An 18,693-nucleotide genomic window follows, 5' to 3' on the forward strand; every position below is an offset into this window, starting at 1 on the left:
TAAGCGTTAAAAAGAAGCATTTAAACTGAAGGATGCCGACCGCGCGAAGGGATAGTCGATACCTCGTTCACTTTTCACCGATTCCAATCGGAAAATATCGTTGACATAAACCGTCATACTTAGGGATCGTAATTTCAACTGCCGTATCCAACCGTCTGATACGCGCCAGGATGCCGAAATAGATTCCCCTACAAAGTGGTTATCCTTTTGCACAAAGCGCGATGACATCGGTGTAGAAGATGTTAAGGATATCGCTTTAAACTGCGCTTCATCCCCCGGTTCCTTCCAGCGCTCATATAAGGCGCGGCGATCTTGATTGAAGATTAGGTTGTTGGCGGCGATATTTTCCACCTTCGAATACAGGGCCGAGTTATACACATAACCTCCTATTCTATAGCGGACATTTGCCCCGAAGGTGAAATTTTTATAGGTGAAATTACTGTTTATTACCCCTTCAATCTTAGGTCTTGTATTACCCACCTTCACGATATCATCGGTATTGTATAGAAAGGTATAACTACCATCCACACGTTGAAAGATTTCATTTCCTGTGGCAGGGTCAATACCCCGAGATACAACGGCAAAGATATCATCCGGACTGTTGCCGTCTTGATAGCGGATTAAACTTTTACTGTTCAACTGCAAGCGGTTTAGGGCTTCAAGTTTATTGCCGAAGCCACCGTATAAGCTCGTCGTACGCTGCCCGCTAAAACCAACTGTCCAAATAATGCGATCCTTAAGATTATATATCGGTGAGAATCTACCGTTAAACGACCAGCCACGTGTTTGTAAACTACCCACATTAATGGAATAATTTGAATTTATACCTACAGAAGAGGGTAACGCATCGCTCGCTGGAACGATCAATGGGTCCGTTTGTTTATCGAAGTATTCGATATATCCGCTGATACGGTTCTGCAAGATACCGATATCCAGACCAAAGCTCTTCTGCAATGTTTTCTGCCAGTCGAGATTAGGATTGCCCAAGGAGGTCATATCCAGCCCCTGTCCGAAAGGATTGGTTCCTGTTTGAAAGGTGTAGACCGATGAGGAAGTAAACTGCCCGATATTCTGGTTCCCCGTATAGCCCACATTGGCACGTAGCTTCAACAGGTCTAACCACTGTTGATGCTGTAAGAACTGTTCCTTATGGATATTCCAGCCCAAACCTATGGAAGCGAAAGGTTTAAATTGTTTATTCGAGCCGAATACCGACGTGCCATCAAGACGGTATGTCGCATCCAGCAGAAAACGCTGGTCATAGGCATAGTTTATACTTCCCAGGAAGCCTACGCTGCGGGATTTATTGGTCGAAGAGCTGGGCCTTCCCGATGGTAAATACCCATAGGCAAACCTTGGGTTTCCATTGGTGCCGTACGGAAATCCTACCGCAGTAAAACCGGAACCATTGCCCGAACTTTGCTGTAAATCAGCACGTATATTACCATTAAATTGATGTTTTGCGATAACCTTAGCATAACTCAGCATCAGGTTTGCACTAAAGAAGTTGCTTGTGGTTTGTGTCTTGGTATAACGCCCCTTTTCATAGGCGTCGACACCGGCAAAAGCGGTATTATCCGGCGGTATAAAACTTATATTCTCCCCGTTGTCGCGACCATAAGAAAGCCCGCCATTTACACGAAAATTGTTGGATAGGGTGTAGTTGGCATTTACGTTCTCCCGAAAATTAAAACCATTTAACTTCGCCAAGCTAAACAGCGATGCATTGTACAATGGATTTGGTGTATTGGTTTGTCCCGGATCTAAAAACATCGGGATACTGCCATCAGCATTCGTTTTAGCGTAGTAAGGATTGGCACGCGAAAAATTGCTGAAGGCCCCATAAGGCGAGTCATTCGACCACAGATTTGTCAGGGTTAAATTATTACTGATATTCAACCTATTTTTACGGTAATTAAGATCAAAGTTTCCAGCCCAGGAGTTTCTATCGGACCCTTTCATCACGCCCTCCTGTTTCCTGTAGTTTGCCCCAGCACCAAAGGTAAGCTCCGCTGTACCGCCAGAAAAACGTACCGAATGTCGCTGTGTTACACCCGTATGCACGGGTTCCTTTAACCAGTATGTGTTTACACCACGACGGATATTGGCAAGCTTAGCATTGTACACCGAGTCCGATTGCCATTGAAATATTGGGGTATTACTGTACACGCCAGACAACCGCTCGAACGTTAGTTTTTCCTCCGCATTCATAAGGTTATAACTGGAGAAATCGGGTATATCAAACGAGAAATCAGAAGCGTAAGAAATACGCAATTCGCCCGCAACAGGGCGGATAGTTTCTACCACCACAACACCATTTGCTGCTTTTGCACCATATAGTGCGGTAGAAGCGGCATCTTTTAACAAGGTTATGGAGGCTACACGATTAATATCTAAATCATAGATCGTTTGAAGGTTAGTTTCAAAGCCATCCAGAATAAATAAAGGTTGATTCGGATTTGAACTATACTGATCGTTAAGGTTGGCCGTATTGATCGTCGTTTTCCCGCGCACCTCAATATCTGGAAGGCGGTTTGGATTGGAGCCCTGTAAGTTGCTTTCTACCATAATAAAGGAAGGATCCAACGTTTTTAAACTCTGTAACACATTTCTATTTCCGATTTGCTTCAGCTGCTCGCCAGAAAAAGTTGATGTTGCCCCCGTAAAACTATCCTTCTTCCGGTTTATTCCTGTACCCGTGATAACCACATCGTCCATAGATTTTTCTAAGGGCTGTAATTTTACCAGCAAGACATATTCTGTCCCTTTTATTTGTATTTCTTGGCTGAGGTAACCCAAGTACGAAACCTGCAAAATAGCTTTCTCGGGTACGCCTGCCAGCGAGAATACACCTCCGGCCCCCGCAACAGTGGTTTTTGTAGTACCCTTTACCTTTATACTAGCCCCCATTAAAGGCTGTCCGTTTTCATTAACAACCTGGCCTTTGATATCGATGGAATTTTCTGCTGTAGCGATCGTTCTGCTGCCATTTATGCTGGCTGTGCGTTCTTTGATTACAACAGATTTATTTTCCATATCAAAGGTATAAGGCATCCCCTGGGTAATCTGCGTCATCACATCCTGCAATGGAGTTTGCGAAAAATTTACGCTGATCTTTCGGGAAGCATTAAACTTGGAGGTAAAAATAACCACATCGTAACGTGTTTGTTTACGTACTTCCAGCAGTATATTTTCCATCGATATAGCCGTAGCTTTTAACGTAAGTTGCTGCCCATAGCTATGCGCGCTAACTTCCATCAATGCTAAAAGCAATAGAAAAGTGGTCAACTTCATGATCAATACTATTTTTGGGACATAGCCTTTCCAGGCACAAAAAATTTCAGTTGATTTTTTATACATTTGTTATTAGGTTATGGGCTGTTTTTCGTTGCTTTTCTGGTCGATAAAACGCCCAATCCATAAAAAATTGTTAACGCAATTTGGATAGTACCCTGAAGTAAGGGTTTCGCTGCAATCGAAATCCTTCTTCTTTTGGTATATTTTAATAATTACGATTTTACGTTTCTCTGGCTTTCTTTTTCATAGGGTGTTTTATTAAGTTAAAAAATTGAATTGTTAGCTTTTTATATATTATTTATGGTTAGAGTGGCTTGTTTACGTAGATAGTATTTCCTTTTAACGCAAAATTTACTACACCTGCACGTTGTATTATATGCAGTACATCTTGTACATTGCTGTATTTATTAAGCGTCGCAAAGATGGTTTCATACCGCAGGTCCGGATCCCTGTACTGCACCTCAAGACCATACCAGCGTGCAATTTTTTGCATGGCCTGCTCCATCGTTTCATTATCGAAAAAGAAGTACCCATCCTTCCATGAAATTATAGACTGCGCATTAGCGGAATATTTGCGCAAGCCTGTGCCCTGAGTTACCGCCTGTTCATTTGGTTTTAAGATCAGTTGCTGCTGCCCATAGGAGACTTTAACCTTTCCTTCCAGCAAGGTTGTCTGTGTATAGGGCTCATCAGCATAGCTATTCACGTTAAATTTTGTACCCATTACCTCGATGGTCTGATGACGGGCAACCACTAAGAAACGTTTATCTTTAGATTTGGCAACTTCAAAATATGCCTCCCCCTGCAACTCTACCCTACGCTCGGTGCCCTTAAAATGGCTAGGATAGCGTAGTGTACTACCCGAGTTAAGCCATACTTTGGTACCATCTGAGAGTATAAGCTGAAATTGAGAACGAAAAGGTACTGCCAAGCTGTTGTACTGCTCTGTATCTGTTGCGTTAGTTTGTAGGTTATCTGCATAAATTAGCGTTCCTTTTTCTTGGCGGATCATCCCTTCCTGCTCCAGCTGGAACTGCTTTTCTGGAATTTTACTATCCAGCACCAATTTTTTGCCATCAGCAGTGGTCAATACGGCTGTTTTGCCTAAACTATCGGGAGCCTGATGGTAGTCTACTGCAGCGTCATAGGCCCAATACCCGCGGAAATCGGAAGACCTAACCATCCACAAAAGGCTTACTATTACAGCGATTAGCAATACAGCTGCTGTTATATATTTTGTCAATGGATTAATTTTTCCCCACAAAAATTTGGGATGTAGACGAGGTGCAGTGGCCTTAGTCAGGCGCGTTTGCGAGTCAGCGCTTATTTTTGCGCCTAAAGGCGGATGAATTTGCTGAAAAATATGCTTACGCATCTCCGCTAAAAGCTGCTCCTTTCTGACATCGGTAAGTCTATAATGCGAAGTTGCCGACACCCGATGAAACCAAAATTCCAATTGCGTAGCCTCTTCCTGCGAGGTCTCGCCGCGGGTATAGCGGTCTAATAAATCGTAAATCTCATCCTTATCCATAATGCGGGTATGTTATATATTGAGTCTCTTAACTTGGATAAAGGGAGTAGATATAATAAAAATAATTTACAAAACACTGGTTTTCAGCTTTTTATTTTAAATCAACCCAGTAAAAAGCGCAACAATACCAAGGCCCAGAGCGTACGATACTGTATACCAAAAAGCTGTCTGAAATGTTTTAGGGCTAAGTTAATTTGTTTTTTCACGGTCAACTCGGAAATTCCCAAACGGGTAGCAATTTCTTTATGCGATAAATGTTCAATCCTACTTAAATGAAATATTTCGCGCATGCGTGCAGGCAGCTTGTCTATTTCTGCATACAAAATCTCCTCCAGCTCTGCGGCATCCAAATTTTCCGACAGTTCATCCATGGATTCATTGAAATAATAACCTAAGGATTCCAAATAATTAACCTGCTGCAGGTTGTTTCGTACATAGCTAAGGCCCTTAAACCGAATAGCACTATAAAGGTAGGCGGATAAGGACTGAATGGTTGTGGCTGTTGCTCGGCGTTGCCATAACGACAGCAGCACCTCCTGTACAATATCCTTCGCATCTTCATCTTTGTGAATTACCTGAACGGCATACAGGAGTAGCCTTCCAGCAAAACGATCAAAAATAATTTCGAAAGCAGTATGGTCGCTTTCCTGAATACGTGCAAGGAGCTCCTCATCCGTCAATCCACTTAAATACAATGTTTTCATTATTTGTGGTAAATATTACAAAAAAAATAATGCAACCAAAATATTTCATAAATAAACTACTCTATTAGTAGACTTTAGCGCAACCTTTGTTTTTAATTATCCCCCAGCTTATCTCCTCAACATATTGTCATACAAGGCACTAAAACGATGCGCGAGCGGCAGATGGAGAGTAATGATGGATACTGCCGTTTTTTAGGCGGCAATATAATCCATCATATTAATAATATAATCAATCCATAAAATAAGTTTAAAAATTAATTTTAAAGGTTCTCGTATTTAGTACATGCATTAAGGATAAGATGAAAAAGGAGTTACTAATTTCCAAAGAAAATAACTATTCTACGTATAATCTTATGGAGGAGATAAGGTTATTTACCAGTCCACTTCGATCTAAAAAAGAGCAGATTGTAGAAAAAATTGAAGCCGAAATATCGAACGGTACCTTAGCAATCGGACTAAAATTACCTTCGGTCAATCAGATGGCTACTTCGTTAAAATTTGCTCGACAAACGGTGTTAGATGCGTACCAGATTTTATTGTCCAGAGGAATTATTCAATCGCGCCGTGGACTGGGTTACTTTGTTGCGCAACCTATGCCGACTTTAACCCAAAAAATATGCTTTCTATTTTCTAGGATGGACAATGCGCGTGGTTCGGTTTATGAGCATATCCGTAAAAACCTCCCCCAGGATACGCTTCTTGATGTATTTTTTCATTATGAGGAACAGAGAACGCTGATCAATACCATTCGTCGTGTGGAGGGTTTATATACTATCCTAATAGTAGACTTGGATAAAAAAGATATCTTAAATGCCTATGCTGCTGGAATTCCTAACCATAGAATTATTTTTATGGAATCCCTGCCTGATGAAAATAACCCAAAACTGGTTCGTAAACATGCTGACAAATTGCTTCAATTGGTATCCGAGTTTACATAATACGGCTTACCGCTGGTGTTTGTACTAATCGGTATTGTTTTTTTTTAGGGCAATAGCGAAAGTCTTCCTCCTATTTATCCCCGAATTATCCATTCTTTTTCCTCCGTTTTTCTGCTTGGCTTTTTTCCTGCTATTGCGATCAAAAGCATGTACAAGATTACTAAAACGGTTTATTATTGCTAAAAATTTGTATTAGTAAGAAAAGTATTTATATTTGCAAAGCAGCATAGTATAGCATAGTACAGTTGATTAAATAACCGTACATTTACACTAACCGAATTTTTGTACAGCAGTGCCCGATTACCGTGCTACCACAACAGCATTTATTAGTATTATAACCTATTTATACACCAATTACAACATCTAATGACAGAAACATCTTTTCGATTGTTCCTAAGATTGAGTTTGCTATTGTTAAGCTTATCCCTCTTCGGGACGGGTTTATTACGCGCTCAAAGTCAACTGAAGACAGTTGCAGGAACAGTAGTGGATACCTTGGGAAGAGGGATTCCAGGCGTAACAGTCGTGTCGCAGAAAGAAACGAAGTATTCGGTAAAAACAAATGAACAGGGGAAGTTTATTTTGGAATTGCCGCTTGGTAGTACTTTACGTTTTTCGATGGTAGGCTATGATGATGCCTTCCAGCCGCTCGACAAAGATTTAACGAATTTGCGTATTGTATTACAGGAAAGTAGTTCCGCCATCAGTGAGGTGGTAATTACTGCAATGGGACAAAAGCAACAAAAGGAAGCTATTGTAGGTTCGGTGAGTACGGTAAAACCCGGAAACCTTAAAATTCCAGCGAGTAACCTTACGAATGCCCTTGCCGGTCAGGTTGCCGGGGTTATTGGTTACCAGCGTAGTGGCCAACCGGGCATGGATAATTCTAATTTTTTTATCCGTGGCGTAACCACCTTCGGTTACAAGAAAGACCCTTTGATTTTAATTGATAACGTGGAGGTTGGTGCTTCTGATTTAGCACGTTTACAGGTCGATGATATCGAAAGTTTTTCAATATTAAAGGATGCCAGTGCTACGGCTTTATATGGTGCACGGGGTGGTAACGGTGTCATCTTAATCAGCACAAAATCTGGCAAGGAAGGCTCAGCACGTATTGGCTTGCGCTTAGAAAACTCCCGCTCGCAGTCGGCCTTTACACCCCAAGTTTCTGACCCAATTACGTACATGCGACTATACAATGAAGCGGCTAGAGGCCGCGATCCTTTACTCCCAGACCCTTTCGATGAAAATAAGATCTTCCATACAGAAAATACCCTTGCCAATGGTCCGGGAAGTAACCCTTATGTCTACCCTGCCGTGGATTGGATGGGATTACTGTTTAATGATGCAACCTCCACCCAGCGTGCCAACTTAAACGTTAGTGGCGGCGGCGGTGTTGCACGTTATTATGTGGCTGCATCGTACAACCTAGACAATGGTATTATGCGCCAAGATAGCCGTAATGTGGGCAAAACAAATGTTAAGTTTCAAAATTACCAATTGCGCTCGAATGTTAACATCGACCTTTCTAAAAATACAGAGTTGGTGGTGCGTTTATCGGGTAATTTTAACGATTATAATGGCCCCCTGGCGACAGATGGTGGCTTTTCTACCGATTTATATAATGTAGCGATCCATACCAGTCCAGTACTATTCCCGGCCTATTACGAACCTGATGCTGCGAACAAGGAGGTGCAGCATATCCTATTTGGTAATGTTGGTGGCACCGGAAACAACAGTATTTTGTACAATAACCCCTATGCTTTGCTTTTAATGGGCCATAAAAATTCAATTGAATCCAGGCTTTCCGCTCAATTGGAGTTAAACCAGAAACTGGGCTTTATCACAGAAGGATTAAATTTTAGAAGTATTTTTAATACCAACAGATACGCCTACTTTGATTCCAGCCGTCAATATTCGCCGTATTATTATAATATTGGTAGTTACGATAAGCCAACGGATACGTATACCTTACATTGGTTAAACGCCTACCCTACCGGCGATAATGTTGCGCGGGAGTATTTGGATTACAATGCAGGTGGCTCCAATCAAAATGCCTTCTTTTATTTTCAGGCAAGTTTGGATTATAATAAATCCTTTGGCGAGCATACTATCAGCTCTACATTAATCGGTACCGCACAAGAGAATCGCTACTCCAATGCGAATACGCTGTTTAAATCACTCCCGTACCGAAACTTAGGCTTAGCCGGACGCTTAACGTATAATTATGCGAACCGCTATTTTATCGAAACGAACTTTGGTTATAATGGATCGGAAAGATTTTCTAAAAACCACCGTTTCGGATTTTTCCCTACCATCGGCGCCTCCTGGGTCATTTCAAATGAATCATTCTGGGAGCCCCTTCACAACGTAATCAATAAGCTGAAATTAAGAGCCAGCCATGGTCTGGTAGGTAACGATGCGATCAGTGATCGCCGCTTTTTCTACCTTTCGGATGTTAACTTACGTGGCGGTGGAAACTATGCGTCTTTCGGTACCAATAATTACAGTAGAGACGGCGTCTTTATCAATAACTATGAAAACCTCGACGTTACCTGGGAAACATCGAGACAAACAAACCTAGGCTTAGAATTCTCTTTATTTAATAAAGTGGATGTTATTGCCGAGTACTACAACAATTTTAAATACAACATTTTAATGGACCGTGCTTCGGTACCGAGTACCTTGGGTTTGGAATCGGGAATTTCGGCCAATTTAGGGCAGGCACGATCGCAAGGGGTAGATTTATCCCTCGACTATAAACATAACTTCGGCAATGGTTTTTCTACTGCCGTACGTTCTAATTTCACCTTTGCCAGCAACAAATTTGTGAAATATGAAGAGCCTGATTATCCTTTTGCCTATCAGCGCCAAACGGGTCAGGGTATCGGGCGCCGGGTAGGTTATATTGCTGAGCGCCTTTTTGTTGACGATGAGGAAGCCAGAAACTCCCCAAAACAGGTTTTCTCGACCAATGGATATGCTCCTCGTGGGGGCGATATTAAGTACCGCGATCTTAATGGCGATGGCGTGATTGATGAAAATGACCGTACCTCCATTGGCTTCTCCCAAGACCCGGAGATTGTGTATGGATTTGGTATTTCTTCGTCTTACAAAAATTTCGACATATCGGCCTTTTTCCAAGGACAGGCGCGGATGTCGTTTTTTATGGATGCTGAACGCGTAAGCCCCTTTGTACCGAGTCCGGACGACCGCATAAAGGGTAACACGCAGCTTTTACAAGCCTTTACCGATGATCATTGGTCGGAGGAAAACCAAAATTTATATGCTATGTACCCTAGAATGTCGGTAACACGTGCGCAGCTGGAAAACAACAGACAGGTAAGTACCTGGTGGATGCGCGATGGCAGCTTTTTACGGTTAAAGTCGGTTGAGGTGGGCTATACATTAAGTAATAAACTTACCACACGCCTTCGCATGCGTAATGCTAGAATTTATTTCAATGGTTTGAATCTCGCTACCTGGTCGTCGTTCAAAGTGTGGGATCCTGAACTGGGCGGACAGGGGTTTAATTATCCGATCCAAAAAGTGTTTAATATAGGTGTTAACGTAACCTTTTAACCTTGGCAATTATGAAAAAGAAAGTATTATTTATAGGATTGTCGTGTATCCTTTTCAGTGTAAGCTCCTGTAGTAAATTTTTGGATGTTACGCCGGATAATGTGGGAACAATAGATCACGCATTCCGTAATAGAAACGAAGCGGAGAACTATTTGTTCTCCTGCTATGCGTACTTGCAACGGTCCTCGGATGTTGGAACCGACCCTGCATTTACAACATCTGGAGAAATTATCTATCCCAATAACCTTATCGACTATGTGGGGTTCGATAGGGGCGGATTTAATATCTTGCGAGGCTTCCAATCGGTGGCTAGCCCGGCATTAAACACCTGGAATGGCCTAAATGGAAGTTACAATTTTTATCGTTCCATCCGTTTATGCAATAACTTATTAGACAATATCGATAAACCTATCGATTTAACTGCTACAGAAAAAAAACGCTGGATTGCCGAGGCTAAATTTCTGAAAGCGTATTACCACTTTTACTTAATGCGTATGTATGGGCCTATTCCATTGATCGAAAAGAATCTTCCCATAAACAGTAGCACAGAAGAGGTTCGCGTATTTCGTAATTCGATAGATGAGGTCAGCAATTATATTGTATCGCTCTTGGATGAAGCGGCGGCAGACCTTCCGGAGCAAATCCAAAATACAAACAGTGAGTTGGGGCGAGCAACCAAGTTAATTGCATTAAGCTTAAAAGCGGATGTTTTGATGACGGTAGCTAGTCCGCTGTTTAACGGTAACCCAGATTACGCGCAAATTAAAGATAGTAAAGGCAAGGATTTATTTCCACAGGCTTATGATGCGGAAAAATGGAAAGCGGCAGCCGATGCCTGCCTGCAGGCTATACAAGAAAGTGAAAAGCAACAAATTAAACTGTATACTTATGTTAACCCACCAAATATTGGTGCCTTGTCTGACTCCTTGCGCAATGTGCTTTCCATCCAGGGTGCAATAACTGAACGCTGGGATCAAAATCCGGAGTTTATATGGGCAAATGCGCAGGCTTTTAACAACCAAGGTTATGCTACACCACGCCTTACCGTAAAAGCGGTAAATAATGCCTGGTCTAACCCGAGTACCTTTTCGGTGCCTATTACCATGCAAGAGGTATTCTATTCGGATAAAGGGGTGCCCATAAACGAAGACCGTACCTGGGATTTTGCCGGTCGTTATAAATTGAAAACGGCGGAAGCTAAGGATAAATATTTTATTCGTGAAGGTTATGAAACGGTAAAAGCGCACTTCAACAGAGAGCCAAGGTTTTATGCAGATATCGCCTTCGATGGTGGCGTATGGTTTGGCAACGATATTTACGATCAAGATAAAGCCTACTTTGTTCAGGCACGTGGAACGGCAGCCTTCGCTGGCCCTAAAGATATGATTCGAATAAACATCACCGGTTACTGGCCCAAAAAGCTAGTACATTACCAATCGGTTTACGACGATGGTTTTAAACCTGTGCAGTTCCATTTACCGATTATTCGTTTAGCTGGTTTATACCTGTGGTATGCCGAGGCCTTGAATGAATATTATGGACCCAGCAATGCTGAAGCATTGCGGTATATAGATGCCGTACGCAAACGTGCCGGTCTGGCGGGGGTTAAAGAATCGTGGACAAAATATTCCCGCGTTCCCAATAAACCGGATACCAAGGAAGGTCTGCGTAGTATTATTCAACAGGAACGTCGTATAGAGTTATGCTTTGAGGCGCGTATTGGCTGGGATCTTAGGCGTTGGAAACAAATGCAGAGTGTTCTTAGTGAGCCCTTCCAGGGCTGGAGCATCTATCAGGCGCAAGCCGAGAATTATTATAGACCTGTTACGCAATTTGTCCCTGTATTTGGCTTAAAAGACTACTTGTGGCCGATTCGGTCTTACGATTTAATTCAAAACCCTAACCTGGTGCAAAACCCGTATTGGTAGAACTTAAAAATTACAATTATGAAATCTATATTAACAGCTGCTATTAAGTATGTGTTTACTGTATTTTGTTTCGTTACGGCCATAATGCTACAGGGTTGTGCCAAACGAAGCGATTACAATGATCCGGCTTCAAATGATAAAACAAAACCCGAAAATGTCTATAATATTCGGGTAGAAAATTTTAATGGTGGAAGTAAAATAATTTATGACCTTCCGAAGTCTGAAAACCTCTTGTATGTACAGGCGAATTATAAAATTAGAGAGGGCGTATTCAGGGAAACAAAATCGAGCTATTACACCGATACAATTGTGGTAGATGGTTTTGCGGAAAGCATGGAATATGAGGTGACTTTAAAAACTGTATCGCGGTCGAATGTAAGTTCAAGCCCACAGACCGTTAAAGTATTCCCTAAAGAGCCTTATTATAGGTTAATAAAAAAAGCGTTGGTAACGCAGGAGGATTTTGGGGGTATTAATATTAAAACCAATAATCCAGACCGACAACCGATAGGGATCATATTATTGGCCTTAGACTCTAACAGCAACAGCATGACTATTAACGACCAGTTTTACAGTCAGCTGAATACCATAAACTATTCGGTAAGGGGTTTATCCGCAACGCCGAAACGCTTGGGTGTGTATGTTCAGGACCGTTTTGGAAACCGTTCGGATACCAGCTTATTAACGATGACACCTTTGCCGGAGTTTTTAATGGAAAAATCCAAATTCTACATATATAGGCTTGCTTCCGATGCGGACCTCTATACCGATGGGGGCTGGAATGTCGATAAATTGTGGGATAACAACAGGGGTGAACCAGGATGGCATACTATTGCCTCGGCAAAAGGTATGCCCATCATGGTCACTTTCGGTATGGGTGTAAAAGCAAAGTTAAGTCGTTTTGTACTTTGGAACAGGCCCGATCAATATGCGTATAGCCATGGTAACCCTAAGGTATTTTCACTATGGGGTTCAGATAAAACATCGCCACAGGATATCAAGCTTCCGTTGTATGCCGAAGAAGGCACGCAGATTGGCGATTGGGTGAACTTAGGCAACTATAACTACCCCAATCCACCATCTGGGGCGGCGCCAACAGCGGCAACGGATGCCGACCGTGCCTTCGTGGCGCAGGGGGTAAATTTCGATGTATCGATTACCAGTCCCGCCGTACGTTACCTACGTTTAAGTGTGGGCGAAACTTGGTCTGGAGGTGAGTTTGCGCATAGCTGTGAGCTCTCTATTTATGGTAATGTAGAAAAGTAATATAGCATGAAAACAATGAAACTTCCCTATTTAGTAGGCCTACTAATTGGCACCATCTTCCTTGTGGTACTGTCGTGTACAAATAAAGACACCGAATTTCGGGACTTCTTTAATGGTCATGAGGTGGTTTACCCTGGTGTAGCGACGAAAGTTATTCCGCGCACGGGCAAAAATAAAGCTGCCCTGGAATTTACGGCTAGCCCCGACCCTTCCATCGTAAAATATGTGGTTTTATGGAACAACAAAAGGGACTCTTTGGTGTTTAATGATCTTACAACCGATGCGTCGGGGAGATTATCCTTATGGATTCCCAATCTTTCTGAATATACCTACTCTTTTACGATATATTCGGTAGATGGTAAAGGCAACCGTTCTATACCTTTGGAAATAAACAATGTAAAGGTGTATGGCGACATTTATGAAAACAACTTGTTAAACCGCGCCTACGATGTAGATCATCCTTATGATTACGATTATGATTTGCATAAGGTAACGCTGCGCTTTCTGCCTACCGATACGATCGATGGTTTTAATATTAGCACTTTAATACGTTATGAAACGACCGCCAACAAAATTGTCGAGAAAACTTTAGCACCAAATCAAAATGATATTATGCTTAGCGACTATAAGCATGGTACCGAAATAGCGTACAGGTCTACTTATGTACCCGAGCGAAATGCGTTGGATACTTTTGCGGTAAAAGACTTTGCCAGCTATGCTACGGTGTATGCTTTATTGGAGTGTGACAAGCGTTTATTTGCGGAGGTAAAACTTCCTTTTGATGTCGGCATTTACAATGGCGATCAGTGCCCGGTACGGAAACTCTGGGATGGCAGTGTTGGTCCGCAGGGGTATCCCAATATTTTCCATGCTGCAGATGGCAGCAAAATGCCGCATGCAATCACATTCGACATGGGTAAAAGTTATACGCACTTGGCCATGTTGGAAGAAACAGGACGCGACTGCTGTGGCAATCCGCTGCGTTTTGAGGTTTGGGGGATCGACAATATGGACAATGCGGCACCCAACGTAGACCCTAGCGACCCTAGCTGGCGCCAACAAACATTGGATATGGGATGGACGCTATTGCGTGATGTAATCCGTACCGACGATGGCAAGGCGGCTATGCGTTTCGATTTAATGCAGGACCCACCGCCAGTACGTTTTATCCGCATCCGTATTACGGAAGTACATGGGGGTGGAAACACCAGTAATATGAGTGAGCTTACTTTTTGGAATAAACAATAATCTACACTAGGATAATTGTGGGAGAAGGTGTCTATTTAGGCACCTTCTATGTTTTACAGCCTATGCCAATTTTCAACGTACACATTTGTTCTTTTTTTTCCTGGTCTAATAGGGTGCCTTCGTTTTTCGACACTTTTTTCTTTCATGCGTTTAAAAATCTGGGTTTGTTTGTATTAAATTTTTCGCTTGTCTTAGGTTTAGGTTTGGTTTAGGTTTAGGTTTAGGTTTGGTTCTCCAGATTAAATAGAAGGGTAAACATTCGAGCGGTTAGTAGCTACGCGCACCGTAGAACTGGCATTCGCCGATGGAATATATGCCCTCACCTATAATTTGCCGGTAATAACCTGTTTAGTATGGCGAGGCTCTACCAAAGTCTCTACTTTTGATTACAGATTAATTCAATAGTAAACACAAACTAAACAAATCGTCATGGCAAACTATACATCAATTTTCACCATTAACAGTGCTTCTATCACCAATGCGTTTCAAAATATTTTTGATACCCTGCAAGACTCCAAATTTAGGCTGGAAAGTAGATCTGGAAATTTGCTGCTGGATATCCCCTTAATCCTGGCGGTAGTTATACTCCTGCTGTTCCCTGTACTATTGGTTGGTATGATAATCTTAGGGGCTATAGGTCGTATTCATATCCGTATTCGGAAACGTATTTTTGATACAAACCCGAAAAACAAGGACCTAGAACCAAAATAATTTCACAACAAACTAAAATAAAGTAAGCACTTGCTTATTTTTTGAAATCACCTTAATGATTCCTACAGAATCATTAAGGTTAAATGCATTTAAACACAGATTTGCCTACAAATAGCATGCAAATACCGGAATGGCTAAACCCCAAAAATTAGCCAAAAAACAGCCAAAAAACAGGTTGGTAACGTTACCATTGTATTATAAAATTGTAAATTATTTTTTTTAATTCCATTTATTTTCCAATTTTTGAACATGGTATAGAATAGTACAGCTGAATTAAGGAACCTTAATTGATTTGTCAACTACAAGAAAAACAAAAAAATAAAACAAAAAACAAAATAACCAATCTTAAAATGTTTAGTATTAAACAATCTATGTTTTTAAAAACGCAACACCTATTAAAGGCGCTGATGGTAATGTTATTACTGTCGTTGGGCCAAACGACATGGGCACAGCAACGGACAGCAACGAGTACCGTAACGGGCCAAACGACAGGGGCGCAGCAACTAGCAGCAACGGGTACCGTAACGGACCAAACTACTGGTTCGCCTATTGCAGGAGTTTCTGTTAGTATTAAAGGAAGTACCGGGGGGACACGGACGGATGCTAACGGAAAATTCACTATTAATGCTAGCGCAAATGCTACCTTATTTATTTCGTATGTGGGTTACGAATCCAAAGAAGTAAAAGCAAGTACACAACCTTTAAGTATTCAATTATTATCGCAAGAGGTACAATTGGAAAATGTGGTTGTTGTAGGTACTAGAATGCGTAAATCCGACTTAACTGGTGCTGTAGGAAACATCTCATCCAAACAATTACAAGAAGTTCCTACCTCCGACCTTACCACGGCTATGCAGGGTAAAGTAGCGGGTTTAAACATTACCCGTACAAATGCTACTCCAGGTGAGGATATCTCTATCAAGGTTAGGGGTAATAACTCCATTTCGTATGGTACTAGTCCGGTATATGTTATCGATGGTATCGTTTCGGAAGAGGGATTACGTATGATTAGTCCGGATGATATCGCTTCAATTGAGGTGTTAAAGGATGCATCTTCAACAGCATTGTATGGTTCTAAAGCTTCGAATGGGGTAATTGTTATTACCACTAAAAGAGGACAGGGAAAAGGTAAAATCAGCTACAGCGGATTTGTAACCATCAGCAACTACCAGGATCGTTTGAAAAGATTGAACTCAAAGGATATGATCGACTTGCGTTTTGATGGTTATGCTAATGCATACATGGATGAAAATCCTACAGCAGACCGCGCGGCGTATTTAGAGTCCTTATTGTCGCGTACAACGGGTAATAATGTGGTTTTGTCTCCGGAAGAGTTGGAAAACTATAAGGCGAATAAAACAAATAACTGGTTGAACGAGTTAACACGTACGGGTGTAGAGCAAAATCATTCCTTAAACTTCTCGGGTTCGGATGAGACTTCAAACTACTTTGTAGGTTTCAATTATTCGAACAACCAAGGGGTGTTAACGAAATCATCGTACCAAAGGTTAGGTGCGCGTGTTAACTATCAAAAAACTTTACGCGATTGGTTGAAAATTGGTACCAATACGAATATCACGCGTGGCGCAAAAAATAGATTGGATGGCAATGCGTACGAAACTGCATTAATGGCCAACCCTTTACAGAATATTGATACAGACAGGTTGTACTTGGAATATCAAGGCGTGGTTGATAACGGTCGTTATAATCCTATCTTAACGACAAATATTGACGGTACAGAAATCCATAACCGTGTTTTAACAACAAACTTTGTTGAAATTACACCTTTACAGAACTTAAACTTCCGTTCTACAATTTCGGCGGATATTTATAATAAACAGGATAACAGATATGTGCCTAGCTATGTGGGCCAGTCGGTTCGTGAAGGTAATAACGGTGAAGGATGGCAGTGGCGTGGCTTAAATGAATACTGGCAATGGGATAACTCCATTAGTTACGAAAAAACATTTGGTAAACACCGTTTGTTTGGTTTGTTGAGCAGTACCTTGTCGAAAACTTCAGGAAATAACTTAAGCTTAAGTGGTTATAATTTCCCTACGGATGTTTTAGGTTACCACAATATGGGCTTAGCAAGTAACCGTTTAAAAAATAGCTTCGGTTCGGACTATTTTGCGAATACACTGAGTTCGGTAATCGGACGTGTTAACTACTCGTATGCGGATAAATACCTTTTAACAGCAACAGTAAGACGCGACGGAAGTTCTAAATTTGCTAAAGGCCACCAGTGGGGAACGTTCCCTTCTTTCTCGGCAGCTTGGAATGTTAATAAAGAGGACTTTATGTCGGAGGTTACTTGGGTTGATAACTTAAAGGTAAGAGCTGGTTTTGGTCTTTTGGGTAACCAAAATATTCCTAACTATGCGTATACAACAATTTACCAGGCAAACTACTCTAACGGAGCCGTTGGTTTCTCGCCTGAAGATAGTCGTCTGGGAACGCCTAATTTAACTTGGGAAAAACAAAAACAATATAACTTGGGATTGGATGCGTCTATTTTAAATAATAGAGTGTCTTTCTCAATCGACGCTTTCTACATGGATAACTCGGACTTATTGATGCGTCGCTCTTTATGGCCTTCATTTGGTTATAATTACCAAATTGCCAACGTAGCACGTTTAGAGAATAAAGGTCTTGAGTTTAGCTTTAATGCTAAAGTGATCGATGGAAATGACTTTAAATGGAACATCTCGGGTAACATCGCACACGACCGTAATAAAGTTAAAAGCTTAATGGATGGCTTGGACGTGATTTGGAACGGTGGTATCACTTCTAGAGAGGGTAACTTATTTGTTGGTCAGTCGCTTAACAACTTGTATAGCTTTAAGTTTGATAAAATTGCGCAACAAGCGGATATGGACAGAATTGGCCAAATGACTTTCTATAATGGTAGAACGGTTCGTCCGGGTGATATTTTACCGAAGGACTTAAATGGTGATGGTAAAATTACGGCTGAAGATGATATGATGATTGTTGGTAAAAAAGACCCTAAATTCTATGGTGGTTTTACAACTAACTTCCAATACAAAAGCTTTGAGTTGAATGCTACTTTTACGTACTCGTATGGTGCGAAGAGATTTGATGGTATTTACGAACGTTTAATGGATGGTACAGCGACAATTTCTCCTGCTCATAAGGATCAGATGAACCGTTGGACTCCAGAAAATACCAATACAAAGGTTCCTAGAGCGTACCGTAGTAACTTGTACCAAAGATTTGATTATGGTTCTACAGACTTAGGTCTTTTGGATGCTTCTTACTTACGTTTGGCATCGATGACTTTACGTTACAATGTACCGTCAAACAAAATCAACTCGTTCTTAAATAACTTGAGTGTATACACCTCGGCAAATAACTTATTTATTATTACGCCATACAAAGGTTATGATCCGGAGTCTGGACAGGGGTATCCATTAACAAGAAGTTTCACTTTTGGTCTTAACCTATCCTTCTAATTGGGATTGTTCGTA

At 41.5% G+C, this 18,693-nt stretch carries 10 protein-coding genes; 7 read left to right on the forward strand and 3 right to left on the reverse strand.

The features are described from left to right. Window positions 1-6: 6 nt before the first annotated feature. From ACL9RF_RS12185 to ACL9RF_RS12195, 3 genes are all read right to left on the reverse strand, one after another. Window positions 7-3,294 carry a SusC/RagA family TonB-linked outer membrane protein gene (locus tag ACL9RF_RS12185; protein WP_422800911.1) on the reverse strand — a complete coding sequence of 1,096 codons (3,288 nt, stop codon included), beginning with the start codon at window positions 3,292-3,294 and terminating at the stop codon, window positions 7-9. Between the two features lie 307 nt (window positions 3,295-3,601). Beyond that, a complete protein-coding gene (locus ACL9RF_RS12190) occupies window positions 3,602-4,828 on the reverse strand; it encodes a FecR family protein (protein ID WP_422800912.1) in 1,227 nt (408 codons plus the stop codon). 101 nt (window positions 4,829-4,929) lie between these two features. Next, entirely contained in the window at window positions 4,930-5,532 is a 603-nt protein-coding gene (locus ACL9RF_RS12195) for an RNA polymerase sigma-70 factor (RefSeq protein WP_422800913.1), read from the reverse strand. Between the two features lie 299 nt (window positions 5,533-5,831). Here ACL9RF_RS12195 and ACL9RF_RS12200 point away from each other — a divergent pair, with 299 nt between their 5' ends. The 7 genes from ACL9RF_RS12200 to ACL9RF_RS12230 all read left to right on the forward strand — a co-directional run bounded on the left by ACL9RF_RS12200 (window position 5,832) and on the right by ACL9RF_RS12230 (window position 18,678). Then, window positions 5,832-6,470: a GntR family transcriptional regulator gene (locus ACL9RF_RS12200; RefSeq protein ID WP_422800914.1), complete on the forward strand. Its 639-nt coding sequence runs from the start codon at window positions 5,832-5,834 to the stop codon at window positions 6,468-6,470. Between the two features lie 366 nt (window positions 6,471-6,836). After that, window positions 6,837-10,052 (forward strand): SusC/RagA family TonB-linked outer membrane protein, encoded by a 3,216-nt coding sequence (locus ACL9RF_RS12205; protein ID WP_422800915.1) that lies wholly within the window; start codon window positions 6,837-6,839, stop codon window positions 10,050-10,052. 11 nt (window positions 10,053-10,063) lie between these two features. After that, window positions 10,064-11,980 (forward strand): RagB/SusD family nutrient uptake outer membrane protein, encoded by a 1,917-nt coding sequence (locus ACL9RF_RS12210; RefSeq protein ID WP_422800916.1) that lies wholly within the window; start codon window positions 10,064-10,066, stop codon window positions 11,978-11,980. Window positions 11,981-11,998: 18 nt separating this feature from the next. Further along, window positions 11,999-13,246: a DUF5000 domain-containing lipoprotein gene (locus ACL9RF_RS12215; protein ID WP_422800917.1), complete on the forward strand. Its 1,248-nt coding sequence runs from the start codon at window positions 11,999-12,001 to the stop codon at window positions 13,244-13,246. Window positions 13,247-13,252: 6 nt separating this feature from the next. Beyond that, window positions 13,253-14,494: a DUF4998 domain-containing protein gene (locus ACL9RF_RS12220; protein WP_422800918.1), complete on the forward strand. Its 1,242-nt coding sequence runs from the start codon at window positions 13,253-13,255 to the stop codon at window positions 14,492-14,494. A 429-nt stretch (window positions 14,495-14,923) separates the two neighbouring features. Continuing rightward, complete coding sequence (locus tag ACL9RF_RS12225; RefSeq protein WP_422800919.1) at window positions 14,924-15,205, forward strand: DUF4342 domain-containing protein; 282 nt, start codon at window positions 14,924-14,926, stop codon at window positions 15,203-15,205. 371 nt (window positions 15,206-15,576) lie between these two features. Then, complete coding sequence (locus ACL9RF_RS12230) at window positions 15,577-18,678, forward strand: SusC/RagA family TonB-linked outer membrane protein (protein WP_422800920.1); 3,102 nt, start codon at window positions 15,577-15,579, stop codon at window positions 18,676-18,678. Window positions 18,679-18,693 lie beyond the last annotated feature (15 nt).

Origin of the sequence: Sphingobacterium sp. Mn56C, from assembly GCF_049319645.1 — a bacterium.
Classification (GTDB): domain Bacteria; phylum Bacteroidota; class Bacteroidia; order Sphingobacteriales; family Sphingobacteriaceae; genus Sphingobacterium.